General features: G+C 69.9%; 10 protein-coding genes, 1 pseudogene and 1 riboswitch. All 11 genes and pseudogenes read right to left on the reverse strand.

From position 1 onward, the window contains the following. Nucleotides 1-15: 15 nt before the first annotated feature. Nucleotides 16-237, reverse strand: a pseudogene (locus FHW79_RS32710) (hypothetical protein); the annotation flags it as partial. Nucleotides 238-407: 170 nt separating this feature from the next. After that, nucleotides 408-2,567: a TonB-dependent receptor gene (locus FHW79_RS13900; RefSeq protein ID WP_183179469.1), complete on the reverse strand. Its 2,160-nt coding sequence runs from the start codon at nt 2,565-2,567 to the stop codon at nt 408-410. A gap of 121 nt (nt 2,568-2,688) precedes the next feature. Next, nucleotides 2,689-3,474 carry a (2Fe-2S) ferredoxin domain-containing protein gene (locus FHW79_RS13905; RefSeq protein ID WP_183179470.1) on the reverse strand — a complete coding sequence of 262 codons (786 nt, stop codon included), beginning with the start codon at nt 3,472-3,474 and terminating at the stop codon, nt 2,689-2,691. Between the two features lie 14 nt (nt 3,475-3,488). After that, complete coding sequence (locus FHW79_RS13910; protein WP_183179471.1) at nt 3,489-4,517, reverse strand: iron ABC transporter permease; 1,029 nt, start codon at nt 4,515-4,517, stop codon at nt 3,489-3,491. Next, nucleotides 4,514-5,329, reverse strand: coding sequence for an ABC transporter substrate-binding protein (locus tag FHW79_RS13915; protein WP_247884352.1), 816 nt, complete (start codon nt 5,327-5,329; stop codon nt 4,514-4,516). Before FHW79_RS13915 ends, FHW79_RS13910 begins: the two co-directional genes overlap by 4 nt. A gap of 182 nt (nt 5,330-5,511) precedes the next feature. Further along, the gene (locus FHW79_RS13920; protein WP_183179472.1) at nt 5,512-6,378 is read right to left on the reverse strand and encodes an ABC transporter ATP-binding protein; all 867 of its coding nucleotides are present in this window, start codon (nt 6,376-6,378) and stop codon (nt 5,512-5,514) included. Nucleotides 6,379-6,500: 122 nt separating this feature from the next. Beyond that, nucleotides 6,501-6,720, reverse strand: a riboswitch (cobalamin riboswitch). Nucleotides 6,721-6,816: 96 nt separating this feature from the next. Continuing rightward, nucleotides 6,817-7,143, reverse strand: coding sequence for a DUF2149 domain-containing protein (locus FHW79_RS13925; RefSeq protein WP_183179473.1), 327 nt, complete (start codon nt 7,141-7,143; stop codon nt 6,817-6,819). After that, entirely contained in the window at nt 7,143-7,631 is a 489-nt protein-coding gene (locus FHW79_RS13930; RefSeq protein WP_183179474.1) for a MotA/TolQ/ExbB proton channel family protein, read from the reverse strand. The genes FHW79_RS13925 and FHW79_RS13930 overlap by 1 nt, the downstream gene beginning before the upstream one ends. Continuing rightward, nucleotides 7,628-11,506 carry a cobaltochelatase subunit CobN gene (gene cobN / locus FHW79_RS13935; RefSeq protein ID WP_348984149.1) on the reverse strand — a complete coding sequence of 1,293 codons (3,879 nt, stop codon included), beginning with the start codon at nt 11,504-11,506 and terminating at the stop codon, nt 7,628-7,630. The genes FHW79_RS13930 and cobN overlap by 4 nt, the downstream gene beginning before the upstream one ends. 25 nt (nt 11,507-11,531) lie before the next feature. Continuing rightward, a complete protein-coding gene (locus FHW79_RS13940) occupies nt 11,532-13,373 on the reverse strand; it encodes a TonB-dependent receptor (protein WP_348984151.1) in 1,842 nt (613 codons plus the stop codon). A gap of 550 nt (nt 13,374-13,923) precedes the next feature. After that, nucleotides 13,924-15,102, reverse strand: a complete 1,179-nt coding sequence (locus FHW79_RS13945; RefSeq protein WP_183179477.1) for an iron-containing alcohol dehydrogenase — start codon at nt 15,100-15,102, stop codon at nt 13,924-13,926. Nucleotides 15,103-15,109 lie beyond the last annotated feature (7 nt).

Consider the following 15,109-nt stretch of genomic DNA (forward strand, 5'->3'; position numbering starts at 1 on the left):
CGGCAGCGGTCCGGGTTATCGCGTTGGCGGCTCCTGTGCGGCGAACGGCGCACAGGAGATGCCGAATTTGCGGATGTTTCGCCCCGGCATTCGATGGTGTGGATTTTGGCTGAAGCAGGAGGGGTCTTTCCGCCAGGTTCCGCAGACGAACTCGGATGGAGCGAGCCCCTTCAGGGTTTTGAGCCTGCATGCGAAGCTGTAGGCAGCCACGAAGTCGGCGAGGTGTTGCCGGAACTGGTCGTCGCTGTCGTCGCCGCGGACACGAAGGAGCTGAACCACCCCAAGGACGGGGCGAACGCGATGACTTACAGCCGCTCGCCCGCCGTTCCGTGTAAGGCCCGGTTTCCAGAACTCCCCGCGGTCAGCCGCGCCTGCGATCAGGTGCCGTTCGCCGCATGGTCGCTAGCTCAGAACGTCATGGAGATGGCCAGTTCGGCCGAGCGGGGACGGCCCAACACCCAGCTTGTCGTTCCGCCTGCCACCGCATAGATCTCGTCGAACAGATTAACGGCGCGCAGGCTCAGCTTGGTGTTGTGGGTCGGCCGGTAATCCAGGCCCGCATTGACCACCGTGTAGGCGGGCCGGACGACGGTGTTGGCGGCGTCGGCGTAGGTCTTGCCGACATAGTGCATGCCGATCCGCGCCTCCCAACCCGGCAGGAAGGCCCAATTCACCCAGGCGTTGGCGGTGCGCTCCGGCACACCGGTCGGCACGTTGCCGGCGTAGGACACGGCGCGACCCGACGCCGTTTGGCTGAAGTCGTCATATTTTGCCCGCAGCAGCGCGCCGTTCACGTCCACCCTCACGCCCTCCCACAGGCCGAGCGACAGCGACGCCTCCAGCCCCCGTGACGACTGCTGGCCGACCTGAACGGTGATCCCCGGTCGGTTGGGATCGGTGGTCAGCAGCTTGTCCTTGACGATGTGATAGGCGGCGAGCGTCCATTCGCCGCGTCCCTCCATGAAGGACTGCTTGACGCCGACCTCGACCTGACGGCCGGTGGACAGGTCGAAATCCTTTTGTGCCGCCGACAGCGAGATCAGGTTCCCTACCGGATCGACCGCCGTGGCGTACTGCCCGTAAAGGGCGAGGCCGGGGATCACCTCGTAGACCGCGCCGGCCCGCCAACTGGTGGCGTGGAAATCCTTGTCAAAGCTGGTGCGGGCGACGGGATCCTCGCGGTGGATCGACGGTGCGTCGTGGCGCAGCCCGCCGATCAGCGCCAGCCTGTCGGTGACCGACAGCCGGTCTTCCAGGAACAGCGCATACTGGTCGGTCTTCGACCGCAGCCGCGCCGTGGTGCCCGCAAGATTGACGAACAGGCCGGGCGACGGGTCGAAGGGATCAACGCCGCTGGTCCCGTCATAGGGCGAATTGCTGCTGTTCTTGAAGGTGATCCGGTTGACGTCGAAACCGCCGACCAGCTCGTTCCTCATGCCGAACAGCCGGCTGCGCCACGTCGCGTCGAAGCGGTCGCCGACCTGACGCTGGTCATGATAGATCTCGATGTAGCTGCTGCGGTTGATCCGCTGCGTGGTGGCGCTCCAGGCGTAGCTCTCCACGTTCTTCCAATGCCGGTGGCTCGTCAGGTGGTAGGCGGTGTTGCGCAGTGTGAGGGCGTCCGACACCGTCCATTCGGACTTGAGCTGGGTCCAGTTGTCGCGGTAGCGGATCGCGCTGTCGGCCACGTTGAAATTGCGATGCCGCAGCGCGCGGTCGATGCCGCCGTTGATGAGCGGGGTTCCGAAATACTCTTGCGGCTGCTGGTCGCCGTAGTCGTTGGAGAGGGTGACGGACACGTCCGGCGTGGCCCGGAACGTCACCGCCCCGGACAGCGCAAGGTTTTTCGTATCGCCCCGGTCGACCCAGCCCTTGGACCGGTTGCCGCTCACGTCCAGGCGGTAGGACAGTGTCTCGGTCAGCGGACCTCCGCTGCCGAAGGCGGCGCGGCGCTGGGCGTCGGTGCCGATGGCGACCATGGCTTCGTTGCGGAAGTCCGTGGTCGGGCGCTTCGGCACCACGTTGACGACACCGCCGATCGCACCCTCGCCATAAAGCACGGAGGCCGGGCCGCGCAGCACCTCGACGCGCTCCGCCGACCACGTGTCGAAGGGGAAGGTGACGGTCCCAGACCCGACATAAAGCCGCGTCCCATCGTAGAGCTGCATCACCGATCCATGACCGGAGAAGCCGCGGGTCGCCAGGGACGAGCCGCCGTTGCCGGGTGCGGCCAGCGAGCTGAAGCCGGTGGCGTTCTGGGTGACGGCCTCGGTCACGCTGGTCTGCCCGCGGTCGCGGATGGTCTGGCCGGAGATCACCTCGACGCTGGCCGGCGTCTCCAGCGGGGTGAGGCCCAGGCGGCTGCCCCCGGTGTTCGGAGCGTCGAGAGTCAGCCCGGCAGGGACGGCCTCCATGCGCTGTCCAGTCACAGTGACGGGAGGAAGCGTGACCGGGGGCTCGCCGTCCTCCGCGAGGGCGGCGCCCGGACCGAACGAGGCCGACAGCAGGAGCAGGGGCGCCAGGGACCGTGGCCGGAAACCTTCGAAGCAGGTGGAAAAGGTGGACATGGATATTCTCCGGCGGAGTTGGGTCGGGACGAGCAGCGGCATTCCGTGGAACGGGTGCGTTCCGCGGCGGCCGGGTGAAGCGGGGTCAGGCGATCGGGACGGGGCGAACGGTCAGGCAGCGTCAGCCCATGGCCGTTTCCTCCGGCGGTGGGTTGCGGTGCAGGACATCCTCCTTGGACGGGCAGCCGGTCAGCAGATGATCATGGACAATGCGGTCGATCCGTTCCGGTGTCAGATCGCCGTACCAGACCGCATCGGGCTGCACGACCAGCAACGGCCCGCGGTTGCAGGGGTAGAGGCAGCTCGTCCGCGCGCACATCACCCGGCGCGGGCCGGCGTTCAGGGCACGATGTCCTTTCATCGCCTCGCGCAGACGCTGATACAGCGCGTCGGCACCACGGTGCAGACAGCGCGCACCGACGCAGACGAAGACCTGCCGGCCATGCTCGGGAATGGCCGACCAGCCGGGTTTGCCCAGGCTGGGGTCCGTCTCGCGCACGTCGGCCAGCCTTTCCGCCGGACCGGCGGCGATGCGGTCGAGCGCGGCGGGCAGGTCCAGAGCGCTTTCCACCGGTGGCGCCAGACGGACCGTCATGCCGGCGCCCTGCGTGCCGGCCCAGTGGCTGAGCGCGCCCGGCAACCAGGCCGACAGGCTGGGGTCGGCGGGCACCATGCTCGGGATCACCAGCGCTTCCGTCACGCCCGCCCGCTCCAACTCCGCCAGCACCGCCGGCAGGGCGGGGCCGCACAGGTCGGCGTGTGCGGTCCTCATCGTCACCGTCTCGCCGCGCGCGGCGTGGAGATCGGCGAGGGCCGCAGCAAGCGCCTTCACGTTCTGCCCCTGGTCGAAGGACGCGCGTCCGTAAAGAACGATGGCGCGCACGGGTACGGGATGGGACGATGTCATGGTGTGGTCCTCCGTCAGGCCGCCGGGCGGCGGCGCATGAGCCACAGGAAGAAGGCGCCACCGACGAGCGCGGTGACGACGCCGACGGGAATCTCGCGCGGGGCGAACAGGGTGCGGGCGGCGACATCCACCCACAGGAGGAGCAGAGCGCCGCCCAGCGCCGCCACTGGCAGCAACGCCCGCAGATGGCCGCCCACCAGCATCCGGGCGATGTGGGGCAGAACCAGCCCGACGAAGCCGATGCCGCCGCAGGCCGACACCAGCGCGCCGGTCATCAGCGCGGTGACCACGAACAGCTCCAGCCGCAGGCGGCCCGGGTCGGTGCCCAGCGAGCGGGCCGCGTCGTCGCCCAGCGCCAGGGTGTTGATGGTCTCGGCGCGCAGCCACAGCCAGAGCAGCCCGGCGATGGTCAGCCCGGCGGGAATGGGCAGGACGCTCCAGCGCGCGGTGCCGAAGCCGCCCATCATCCAGAACAGCGCCGCGTCGGCGCCGCGGTCCGTCCCCGTGACGATCAGGGCGTTGGTGACGGCGTGCAGGATGAAGGCGACCGCGACTCCCGTCAGGACCAGCCGCTCGCCGGTCACCACCCCGCTGCGTCCGCGCGCGGCCGCGAAGACGGCCAGCATGGCGGCGAGCGCGCCCAGGAAGGCGGCGACCGGCAGGCCGAGCACCCCTGCGACCGTTCCGGCGTACAGGATCACCATCACCGCCCCCACCGAGGCGCCCGCCGACACGCCGAACAGGTAGGGGTCGGCCAGCGGATTGCGCGTCAACACTTGAAGCACGGCGCCCACCGCCGCCAGCCCGGCCCCGGCCAGGACGCCCAGCAGCACGCGCGGCAGCCGCAGCTCCCAGACGATGTTGCGTTCGGCCCGGCTGACGTCGGGGGGCGGGGCGAGCGACGGCCACAGCTCGTGCGCGATCACCGCCCAGACCTTGGGGGTGGAAATGCCGGCGGCGCCGAATCCGACGGCGGCGACCGTGGACAGGGCCAGGACGGCGGCCAGCGCCAGGGACAGGTGCAGCAGGCGTGACCGGCTCATCGAGCAAAGCGCTCCGGGTGGAGGGTTCGCGCCATTCGTTCCAGCGCATCGACGTTGCGGGTGGAGGGCGTCTGCTCGGCATAGGTCAGCACGATGAATTGACGCTTGCGCACCGCCTCGACGTCGGCCAGTTGCGGAGCGGCGGTCAGGTGGCGGATGGCGGCCTCGGCGGGCACGCGGTGGTCGCTGACGATGATCCATTGCGGGTCGCGCCGCACCATGTCCTCCCAACTGACCCGGACGTAGCTGTTGGGAATGTCGTCGAAGATGTTGCGTCCGCCGGCCAGATCCATCAGAAGGCTGGTCATCCCCTCGCGCCCCACCGACAGCGGCGCGCCATCGGTGTGGCACTGGTCGCAGTACATCACGCGTGGCCGCTCCGCGACCGTGCCGGTTCGGTCGGTCACTGCGGCGACGCGGCGGCGGAAATCGGCAACCATGGCCTCGGCGCGCTCCGCGATGCCGAAGATGCCTCCGAGCGCCAGCAGGTCGGCGTAGAGCGTGTCCATGCTGATCGGTTCCCGAGGACCGATGCGGATGCAGCTTTCCCGCAGCGTGTAGGTGGCGACCCCCATCTCCGCCAGCCGGGCCGGGGTGAGGCCGCGCGCCTCGCTGAAGCCGTAGCTCCAGCCGGCGAACAGGAAGTCCGGATCGGCGGACAGCACCGCTTCCAGGCTCGGGGATTGGTCGGGAAGGCGGGGCAGAGCCGCCACCACGCCGGGCGGCGCGATCAGCCGGTGCTCGGCCCCCTCGATGCCGGAGACGGCGACCAGCCGGTCGGCGAGCCCAAGATCCAGCATGGTCTGTGTCATGTTGGTGTCGTGGACCATGGGCCGCTTGGGGGGGGAGGCGAAGCGGGCGGTTTCGAAGCAATTGGCGACCTCGACCGGATGGGGCCGGGCACGGGTGTTTGCGTGGGCATTCGCGTGGGCGCTGCTGCCAACGCCTAGCATCAGGGCAAGCGCCAGAGGAAGGCCGCGGAGAGGAAACGGGATCATGTGCGGTCCGATCTGTGATCCGTCAGAGGGGACAGGTCGATGCGCAACCGGCCGTCGCCGGGATGGCGGTCCACCGTTGCGGCGACGCGGTAGACGGCGGTCAGCCGCTCCGGGGTCAGCGCCTCCGCCGGCGCGGCGTCGGCCTGAAGGCGCCCATCCGCCATCAGCAGGACACGGTCGCACCAGCGTGCCGCCAGATCGATGTCGTGCAGCGTTGCCACCACCGTGATCCCGAGGCCTCTCACCAGGTCGAGCACGGCGAAGCGGTGGTGAATGTCCAGATGGTTGGTCGGTTCGTCGAGCAGCAGGATGCGCGGGCGCTGCGCCAGGGCGCGGGCGATCATCACCCGCTGGCGCTCCCCGCCCGACAGATGCTCGATTGGCCGGTCCGCCAGGGCGCTCAGTTCCAGGCGGGTCAGCGCGTCCTCGACGATGAAGCGGTCGTCCGCTCCGGCTCCCGCGAAGGCGGAGCGGCGATGGGCCAGGCGCCCCATGGCAACCACGTCGCGCACGGTGAAGCCCAGCGCCGCGGTGGCGTCCTGAGCCTGGAGCGCAAGCCGGCGAGCCAGTTCCGCCGGGCGTAGGGTCTGCGGATCGTCGCCCTCGATGCGGATGCGTCCCACCGCAGGGACCTGCAACCCGGCAAGGCAGCGCAGCAACGTGGTCTTGCCGCACCCGTTCGGCCCGAGAATGCCGAGAAAGGCGCCCTCCGGGACGGCAAAGCCGATGTCCGACAGCACGGTGCGCCCACCCAGCCGGCAATGCAGCCCCTCGACCGCGACGGCCGGGCGGCCTTCCGCGCGGACGGACGGGGCCGAAGGGGTCGCGGTGGAACGGGGTGTTGGGAAAGGCGGTTGCGCCATCCATGCTTCCTGCCGTTGCGGGCGGGGAGAGCAGGCGGACGTCTTGCGGAGCGTATGCCGCTTCCAAAACGGAATCCGGCTGGGCGCATGGCAAGCGTTTCACCGGGACACCCCGCCCGAGGACGTTTCGTTGTGGTGCTGGCAGGTCTCCTGGCTTGCGGATCGCCGCCGCTCCGTCCGGCCTTCCCAGCGCCGACGGGCGCCAGTGGCGGAAAATGACGGAACGGCTCACCGCTCACAGTTGCGGGGGCAGCCCCGGTCTCGCCGCAGGGCGCGGCTCACCGGGTTCCCTCTTAGCTTCCGGCAGAAGCCGCCGGAAGAACCAGTACCGGCACCATTCATGGGGAACCCCGCCGTTCCGGTCAAGCTTTGTGAACGAAGGATTCCAGGAAAAGCTTCGAGAACCGCGATGCGGATCGTTTCCGTGGCGAAGTCCGGTCACGGCGTGCCGGGAGCAACCGTTTCGGGAACATAGATCAGGCGCCCGTCCGGCAGGCGGTAGGTCGTTCCCGCAAGGACCCCCCGGCCCTCACCGATGGTTCCGGTCGATTCGTAGCGGGTCAGTTCCCGCCCGTCCTTCACCGTGATGCGCATGTCGGATTCGCCGGGATTCTCCACCACGACGGCCTTGGTCGACGAGAAGGGGTTGAGCGGGTTGCGCGCGATGACGATCATCAGGATGCCGATGACCACCAGGAACAGGTCGATCAGGTTCACCACCGACAGGATCGGATCGTCGGCGTCGTCATGGTCGAGAAAGCGCATCAGCCGGCCCCCCCGGCTTCGGCCAGGGACCGCTCCACCGCCCGCAGATCCTCCAGCAGCCAGCGGCGGCGGAAGGTCAGGATGAAGAAGGCGATGCTGGCCGCCACCAGAGCCAGGATGACCGCGGAGAAGGCCACCGTCAGGTTCTCGCCGATGCCCTGGGCGTCGTTGCGGGTCAGGGCCAGCAGGGCTGGCCCCATCGGGATCATCGTCGCCACCAGCCCCAGCATCGGTGCGCTGCGGGCCACCACCCGCAGCCATTCCAGCCGCTTCATGATCCACAGCTCCAGATCGTCGCTGCCGCATCCCGTGCGGTTCCGGTGGGCGATGAGTGGCGAGCGGTGCATGCCGCGGCGGCGTTGCCACGCCTCCACCGCGAAGGCCCCCAGCGCCGTCAGGCTGTAGGCCAGCGACGCCAGGATCAGCAGCAGGACGGGCAGCAGGAACAGACGGGCGATGTCGTAAAGCCCGCTTTCCAGGATGGTCATGATGGAGTCCTCGAAGATGAGAGCCGGCGGTTGGCGCCGGCTTGCCGGGCGGCTCCGCCCAGCACGAACAGGAAGAGAAGGCCCAGACCGGCCCAGGCACGCCACGCCGCGGATTCGGCCCCGCCGTCCGCCGGAACCGGGGTCATCACCGCCCCCCGCACGGCTTCGGAAACGGCGTCGGACGGAGTGATTTCCGCGGAAGGGGAGGGGGCGGATGGTTCCACCGCCGGGGCGTGGCCGGCGGCCATGGCTTTCATGAAGGCAGCGCTGGCCGGAGTCCCGGCGCTCACCCCATGGTCGCGCGCCAGCACCTGCCAGCGTTCGACCAGTTCGCGGCGCGTCCGGTCGTCGGCGTCCCAGTAGCCCTTGCGGACTGCTTCGGCCATCCGTTCGATCACCTGCGCCTGGGCCGTGGGGTTGTGCCGTTCGAACCAGCCGTTCATGCCGAGGTTCCGGCGGTCCCGGATGTAGGTGTCGTGGACCGCCTGCCACTGGTCGGCCCGCACCGTCTCCGGCGCCGTCACCTGCCAGCCCCACAGGTTGTTGACCGTCTTCACGATCTCCGTGGTGCCGGCGTAGCCCTCCGCCTGCATGGCGCCGATCCAATGGGGGTTGAGATAACGCGACCTCAGTTCGTCGGCCAGGAAGCGGGCGGCGCCGGTGACACGCGCCTGCGTCTCGCGCAGGTCGGCGATGTAGAGCGAGGGGCTGCCGCCGTCGAGACGCCGCACCGCGAGCGCCAGCCCGCCGAGATACTCGAAGGGGTGGTCGGTGGACAGCACGCCGTGCAGCCGCGACGAGCGGGCGAGCACCGCCGCCTGGACGCCGCGCAACGTCTCGGCGAAGAGGTTTCCATCCTCCGCCGGCAGCCGCACCCCCCAGTCCCGCGCGCCATAGGCGTATTGCAGCCGGTCGAGGAACGCGTCGGCCAGCGCGGCGTCATGCGTCCAGTGCGTGAAATCGAGCACCGCATCGGTCAGTCCGCTGCCGTAATCCCCCGGCTCGTTGCCGAACAGCCGCAGCCCGGCCAGCTCCTGCGCCCGTTCCGGCGCGACGCCCTGCGCGATCAGGCTCCGCGCCGTCTCGGCGCTGTGGCGGGCCACGGCGTTGCTCGGCTCGTCCAGCCGGGCCAAGCGGTCGATGGCTCCGGCCAGCAGGCGCATGAAACCGTCGAACTGGTCGCGGTAGACGCTGGTCACCTGGAGAACCACATCGATGCGCGGGCGCCCGAGTTCGGCCGCCGGCACGATGTCCAGCGCCGTGACCCGGCCTCCGCCGTCCCACACCGGACGCAGCCCCAGAGCGTGAAGCACCTGGCTTTCCAGCACGCCCAGATGGCGCATCGCCTCCGATGACCACAGCGAGACGGCGATCTTCTCCGGCACGGCCCCGTCATGCTCGGCCCGGTAGGCGTCGACCAGCTTGGCCAGGGCGTCGGCCCCCGCCTCGTAGGCCGCGCGGGTGGGGATCTTGTCCGGCTCGAAGGCGGCGATGTTGCGCCCGCTCGGCACATCGGGATTGCGCACCGGATCGCCGCCGGGTCCCGGCCGGACGAAGCCGCCGGACAGGCCGACCAGCAGAGCCTCCACCTCCTGGGGGTCGGCCAGATGCCGGTCGAGGGCGGCGGCCCTTTCCAGCAGACCGCGCAGTTCCGGATCGGCCACCGCGTCCAGTGCCACCCCCTCGCGCAGATGGCGGTGCAGCAAGCGATAAGGCTCCGTCTCCTTGAGGGTGTCGAACGTGTCGGCGAAGACCTCCCGCGGTTCGAGGCCGAGACGGCGGTAGAAGGGCTCTCCCAGTTGCTGCATGACCGTGGCGATGCGATGCTCGGGGGCGGCCGGGTCACCGAAGGTGTGCAGTCCCAGCGGCATGGCGTGGCGGGCCAGTTCGTGCAGATGGTCATGGAGCGCCGCCAGGAAGCCGTTGAAATCCGCGCTCATCCGTTCCTCGTCCCAATCGAGATCGCGGGTGATGCCGGCCTCCGCCGCCGCCGTCCGGATGCGCTCGGCGGTGCGGTCACGGGTGGCGCCTCCGTCGAGCTGGCCATGCTCATGGACCAGCGCGTGGAGGTCGCGCAGTTCGTCATACAGCCCGGCGGGGGCAAAGGCCGGGGTCTGGTGGCTGACGGTGACGGCGCGGCCCCGCCGCCTGGTCTGGATCGCCTCGCCGATGTTGTCCTGGATGTAGGGATAGAAAACCGGCAGGGAGCCGACCGCCAGGATCGGGAAATCATGGGCCCACAGGCCGCGTTCCTTGCCCGGCGTCCATTCCTGGGTGCCGTGGGTGCCGAAATGGATCAGCGCATGGGCCGCCAGCGCCTGCCGCACATAGAGATAGACGGCGAGGTAATAGTGGTCCGGCGGCATTTTGGCATCGTGATAGGCGTGGCCGGGCGTTCCGCCGCGCGGCGGCTGGGGCAGCAGGGTCAGCTTGCCCAGACTCAGGCGCGGAACCACGAAGCGCGCCTCGCCGTCGATGGTGCGGACCGCCCAATGCTCCTCGGGCCGGCCCCAGCGGTCGGTGACGGTGGCGCGGACCGTCTCCGGCAGGGCGGCGAACCACGCGGCGTAGCGGGCGACCGGGAAACTCCCGGCCAGCCCGGCGGCCAACAGCTGGTCAAGCGTCTCGGGCCGGTACAAGCCGCCGAGCATCGCCTGCCCCGCCTCGATCAGCCGGGCCTCTTCGGTCGGCGGCACGTCGTAGCCGGCGGCGGCGAGCGCGCCGGTCAGCCGTTCCAGGCTGCGCGGCACGTTCAGGTTCGAGGCCGCCAGATTCTTCTCGCCCGGTGGGTAGTTCCACACCATCACGGCTAGGTTCTTGTCGGCGTTGGCCGTGCGGCGCAGGGCGGCGAGCGCCGCCGCCTTGTCGAGCAGGACCGCGACCTGTTCGGCGATGGGCACGGGTTCGCCCCTTTCCACCGCCTCGATCACCAGCGGATCGCTCATCCCCCAGCCTTCCGGCACCGCCAGGAACGGCGCCACCAGCTGGGGCGGAACGCCGACGGGCGCGCGGCGCCAGTCCTCCGGCCCGCCGTCGCGATAGCCGAGGGTCTGCAAAACCGGAATGCCCAGGTTCTCGAACTCGGCGCGGCGGGCGGGACCGTTCTGCATGTGATGCAGGTTGACCAGCAGCGCGGCGCCCGCCGGCTGCAGAAGAGACCGCAGCGCCTGCGGGTCGGCGGCGTCGAACCAGATCGGCAGCGGCGCCATCCCACGGGCCTCGGCCCCGGCCACCAGGGCGTCGATCACCCCGGTCTGCATCGCCGACAGGCTGCCGGCGTGAAAGGCGAAGGCGACCCGCGGCGCGTCGGCGGGCCAGCGGTCCGCGCCCCAGGCGAAATAGTCCGCGACCTGTGGAAAAAGCCGCGGCGCCGCCGGATGATAGACGCCGCTCTTCGGCAGGGGCTCCGCCGGAGCCAGGGCGCCAGCGTCCCCGCCCGTCCGCCATTCCCGGATGTAGGCGGCCATGCGGCGCAGATTGGCTTCGCCGCCGTTGGCGTAATAGGCGATCAGGCGCCGCGCGTGCTCCGGGGCCACGCCTCCGAAGGCGGGAAGGCCGCCCCCGACCTGGAGCCAGGGCACGCCGGCATCGTCCAACGCCGTCCCAAGCGCCTGTCGCACCATGGCGAGATCGCTTGGACGCGGTGTGTCGAGGATGACGAGGTCGGCGCCGGCCAGCCATGCCGCCGGCTCGCCCGTTGCGGTCTCGACGCGCAGGCTGTCCAGCGTCACCCCGGCCTCGTCGGCGAAGCGGGCGAGGCGCTCCAGCTTGCCGGAAAGCACGAAGCTGTTGGTGGCGACCCGGACCGTTGGGCGCGGTGGAACCTCCGTCGCCCGCGCCACCGCCATCCCGGCGGCGCACAGGCACAGAGCCACGATCAATCGTGAAAGGAGCGTCATGTCAGAAGCTGTGGTTCAGGCCGACCCAGTAGAGCCGCCCTTCTTCCGCATAGGAGAAGATCGGGGATTTTTCGGCCAACCGCTGGTCGGTGAGGTTCTGGATGCCGCCGCGCAACACCACGCTGTCCGTCAGCTCCCGGCTGAGGTCGAGCGACAGCAGCGTGTAGGCCGGCAGGCGCGTCGCCGCGCCCGAGGAGGGGGTGAGCGCCTGTTGGCCGACATACTCGGTGCGCAGCCGTGCGGTGAAGCGTTCGACCGGGCTCCAGGCCAGTGTGGCGTTGGCGCGGTGCCGGGGACGTTCACTCAACTCCAAACCGGTGCCGCGGTCCTCGCTGTCGAGGAAGGTGTAGTTGGCGTCGAGGCGCAGGTTCGCCGGCAGGTCGACTCCTCCTCCCAGCTCCATTCCTCGGATGCGGGCCTCGTTGATGTTCTGATAGGTGCGGATTTCCCGGCCGCGGACGCCGCAGAAGCGGGTGCAGGCGGACTCGATCAGGTTCTCCAGGTCGTTCTGGAACAGGGTGGCGCGAAGCGACCAGGATTCGGCCCGGTACTCCGCTCCCAACTCGTAGGCGGTGCTGGTTTCCGGCTCCAGGGCCGGGTTGCCGACCACGGTGAAGCGACCGGCGGCGGCGGCGGCCTGATACTGCGGCGAGAGCTGCTTCAGCGTCGGCGCCTTGAAGCCCTTGCCGACGCCGCCCTTCACGGTCAGCGCGTCGGTCAGGTGATGGACCAGATAGGCGCGCGGGCTGTGCTGCCAGCCGAACGCCTCGTGATGATCGGCGCGGTCGCCCAGCACCAGCGACCAGTCGGCGCCGAGGCTGATCTCGTCCTGGAGGAACAGGGCGTGATGGATCGCCTCCGCCGAGCCGGCGCGGTTGACCGTGCTGTCGGTCAGGCGCTCGCGGTGCCATTCGCCGCCCAGCGTCACGCGGTTCCAGGACAGCACCGGCACGCTGACATGGCCATCGACGATGTCGTCGGTGAGCGTCTGCGGATCGGTCGGCACGCCGGACGAGCGCCGGCTTGTGCGGTCGAGCGTGGATCGGTAGGCGCGCAGGCTGGTGTCGCCCCAACTCCAGCCTCCCGTGTGGGCGAGTGAGAGGTGTCGGCGGTCAATTATGTCGGTCGTTGTGTAGATCGAGGCGGGGGTGGCGCCGGATTGGACGGTGTAAGCCCTGGTCTCGTGCCCCTGCCCATAGGACAGGTCGATCCGCTGCGCCTCGTCGGGTGTCCAGATCAGCGTGGCGCCGCCGGATGCGGCCCGCCGCCGCTCCAACTCGGTCAGGCGCGGATCGGCCAGGGCACGGGTTGGCTCGCGCCCCTGGCTCTGGCTGGTGACGCTGAGGCCGAGGACTCCCGGCACCAGCGGCCCGCCGGCGTAGGCGCCCAATTGGCCGCTGTCGCCGCCCGTCCCGGCCGTCAGCCCGCCCTGGGCGGACAGGCTGCCGTGCCAGGCATCGGTGGCGCGGCGGGTGATGACGTTGACGACACCGCCCAGAGCCTCCGACCCGTAGAGCGACGACATCGGCCCGCGCACCACCTCGATGCGCTCGATGGCTTCCGGCGGCACCCAGTTCAGGTCGTAATCGGCGTGCGCGATGGCGTTGCCGGCGGTGTTCACGCGCTTGCCGTCCATCAGGATCAGCGTGTGCTCCGCCGGCATGCCGCGGATGGAGATGCCGCGGCGGTTCAGCCCGATGCCGCCGACCATGATGCCGGGCGTGCCGCGCAGGGCGTCGGCCAGATCCTGCACCGGGCGCTGCAGAAGTTCCTCTCCCGTGATGACGGTGACGGTCGCCGGGGCGTCGGCCAGCGAGCGTTCGGTGGTCGTCGCGCTGACCACGACCGGTTCCAGAATGGCTGGACCATCCGCCGATGCCCCGGCAGGGCACAACAGGGCCGGTGAAGCGGCGAGAAGGCAAGAAAGTACCGTCCCCGCCCGAGGGCGGGCGCGGCTTACACGGCGATTCATGAATATCCCCCAAAGTCCCCCTGGCGTGTGAGAACCTATCACACCAACGATGTTACGTTATAACATTACATATCGTTTTCACGTCAACCCCCTCTGTTCCGTGAGCGCAACCGCATGTCCGCAGGCGGCGCAGCCGGTCGAGCAAGCGCCGCCGCAGCCCCAGCTGGGGCCAGCGGGCGAACAGGCTGTTAAAGGACGGGCGGGAGTTGCCCCTTTACGAATTGACCGGCGCCATGGGGGAGGGCCCGGGGGGCCTTGGCGGGAACCACCTGCCGCCTGGCGGACGGGCGCCTGATCTGCGTGTCCGAGGCGGCGGCTCCGGACGGGGCGGGGCTCGACCGCGGTTGGGGAACCTCCGCAGCCGGCCACCGCATCGGCAAGGATGGGCTTGCGGCCGCGGCGGCGGTCCGCTCGCTTCGGATCAGAAGGCCGCGCGGAACAGGTCCTGGAAGTCCGGCTCGCTGGTGTGGCGCGGGTTCCAGCGGTTGTAATCGGCCGCATAGCTGCGCCGGGCCATTTCGTCCAGCCGATCCTCGGTCACGCCCACATCGCGCAGACGCGGCGGGATGCCGAGATCGGCGCACAGCGTCCGCAGGGCGTCCACGGCGGCTTCCGCCGCCCGCTCCTGGGACAGGCCGGCGGTGTCCATCCCCAAAATCGCAGCGACCCGGGCCATGCGCTCCGGCTTGGCCGGCGCGTTGAAGGCCGCCGCGTAGGGCAGGCAGACCGCGTTGGCCAGGCCGTGCGGGACGGGGAACAGGGCGCCGACCGACATCGCCATGCAATGCACGTTGCCGAGGCCGGTGACGCCGAAGGACATCGCCGCCAGCGCCGACCCGCACAGCATGTCCAGCGCCGCCGGAACGTTGGTCCGGTCGGCGACGAAGGGGCGGATGCTGCCGGCGATCAGCGTCATCGCGTGCAGGTTCACGGCGTCGGAAAAGACCGTCGCCCGCTTCGACAGGTAGGATTCGAAGGCGTGCACGAAGGCGTCGATCCCCGCATGCGCGGCGACGTGGGCTGGCATCGAGCCGACCGCGAGGGGATCGAGGATGGCGACCTGCGCCGGGCTGAAGGCCGCGTGGCGGATGGCCATCTTGGTCTTGCGCGCGGTGTCGGTGATGACGCAGGCGCCCGACACCTCCGATCCGGTGCCGGCCGTTGTCGGCACGGCGATCAGCGGCAGCGGGCGGATCGCGAACTTCTCGATACCCTCATAGTCGGCGATCCGGCCGCCGTTGGTCATCAGGATGCCCACCGCCTTCGCCACGTCGATGGTGCTTCCCCCGCCGATGCCGAGAAGCGCCTGGGCGTCCTGCTCCCGGCAGCGTTCGAAGGCGGCCTGCACCGTCCGGTCGCCCGGTTCCGGCTCGATGCCGGTGAAGACGGACAGGGCGACGCCGTTGCCGGTCAGAAGCGCCTCGATCCGGCGGAAGATGGCGCTGTCCGCCAGGGCCGGGTCCAGCAGGACGAACAGGCGCGCGGCGTTCCATTCGCGCAGGACGTCGGGAAGCCGCTCGTGCGCCCCGACGCCGAAGAGGATCTTCGTCGGGCAGGAGAAGGAGGAGACGGGGAAGGCGGATATGGCGAGGGAGGACATGGCGGGG

This window comes from Azospirillum sp. OGB3, from assembly GCF_014192915.1.
In the GTDB taxonomy this organism is placed as follows: domain Bacteria; phylum Pseudomonadota; class Alphaproteobacteria; order Azospirillales; family Azospirillaceae; genus Azospirillum.

Bases quoted from the DNA above. Each gene is read 5' to 3' on its own strand.
- FHW79_RS13900 (WP_183179469.1), bottom strand. From the start codon at position 2,567: ATGTCCACCTTTTCCACCTGCTTCGAAGGTTTCCGGCCACGGTCCCTG.
- FHW79_RS13925 (WP_183179473.1), bottom strand. From the start codon at position 7,143: ATGCGCTTTCTCGACCATGACGACGCCGACGATCCGATCCTGTCGGTG.
- FHW79_RS13945 (WP_183179477.1), bottom strand. From the start codon at position 15,102: ATGTCCTCCCTCGCCATATCCGCCTTCCCCGTCTCCTCCTTCTCCTGC.
- FHW79_RS13920 (WP_183179472.1), bottom strand. From the start codon at position 6,378: ATGGCGCAACCGCCTTTCCCAACACCCCGTTCCACCGCGACCCCTTCG.
- FHW79_RS13905 (WP_183179470.1), bottom strand. From the start codon at position 3,474: ATGACATCGTCCCATCCCGTACCCGTGCGCGCCATCGTTCTTTACGGA.
- FHW79_RS13930 (WP_183179474.1), bottom strand. From the start codon at position 7,631: ATGACCATCCTGGAAAGCGGGCTTTACGACATCGCCCGTCTGTTCCTG.
- FHW79_RS13915 (WP_247884352.1), bottom strand. From the start codon at position 5,329: ATGACACAGACCATGCTGGATCTTGGGCTCGCCGACCGGCTGGTCGCC.
- FHW79_RS13910 (WP_183179471.1), bottom strand. From the start codon at position 4,517: ATGAGCCGGTCACGCCTGCTGCACCTGTCCCTGGCGCTGGCCGCCGTC.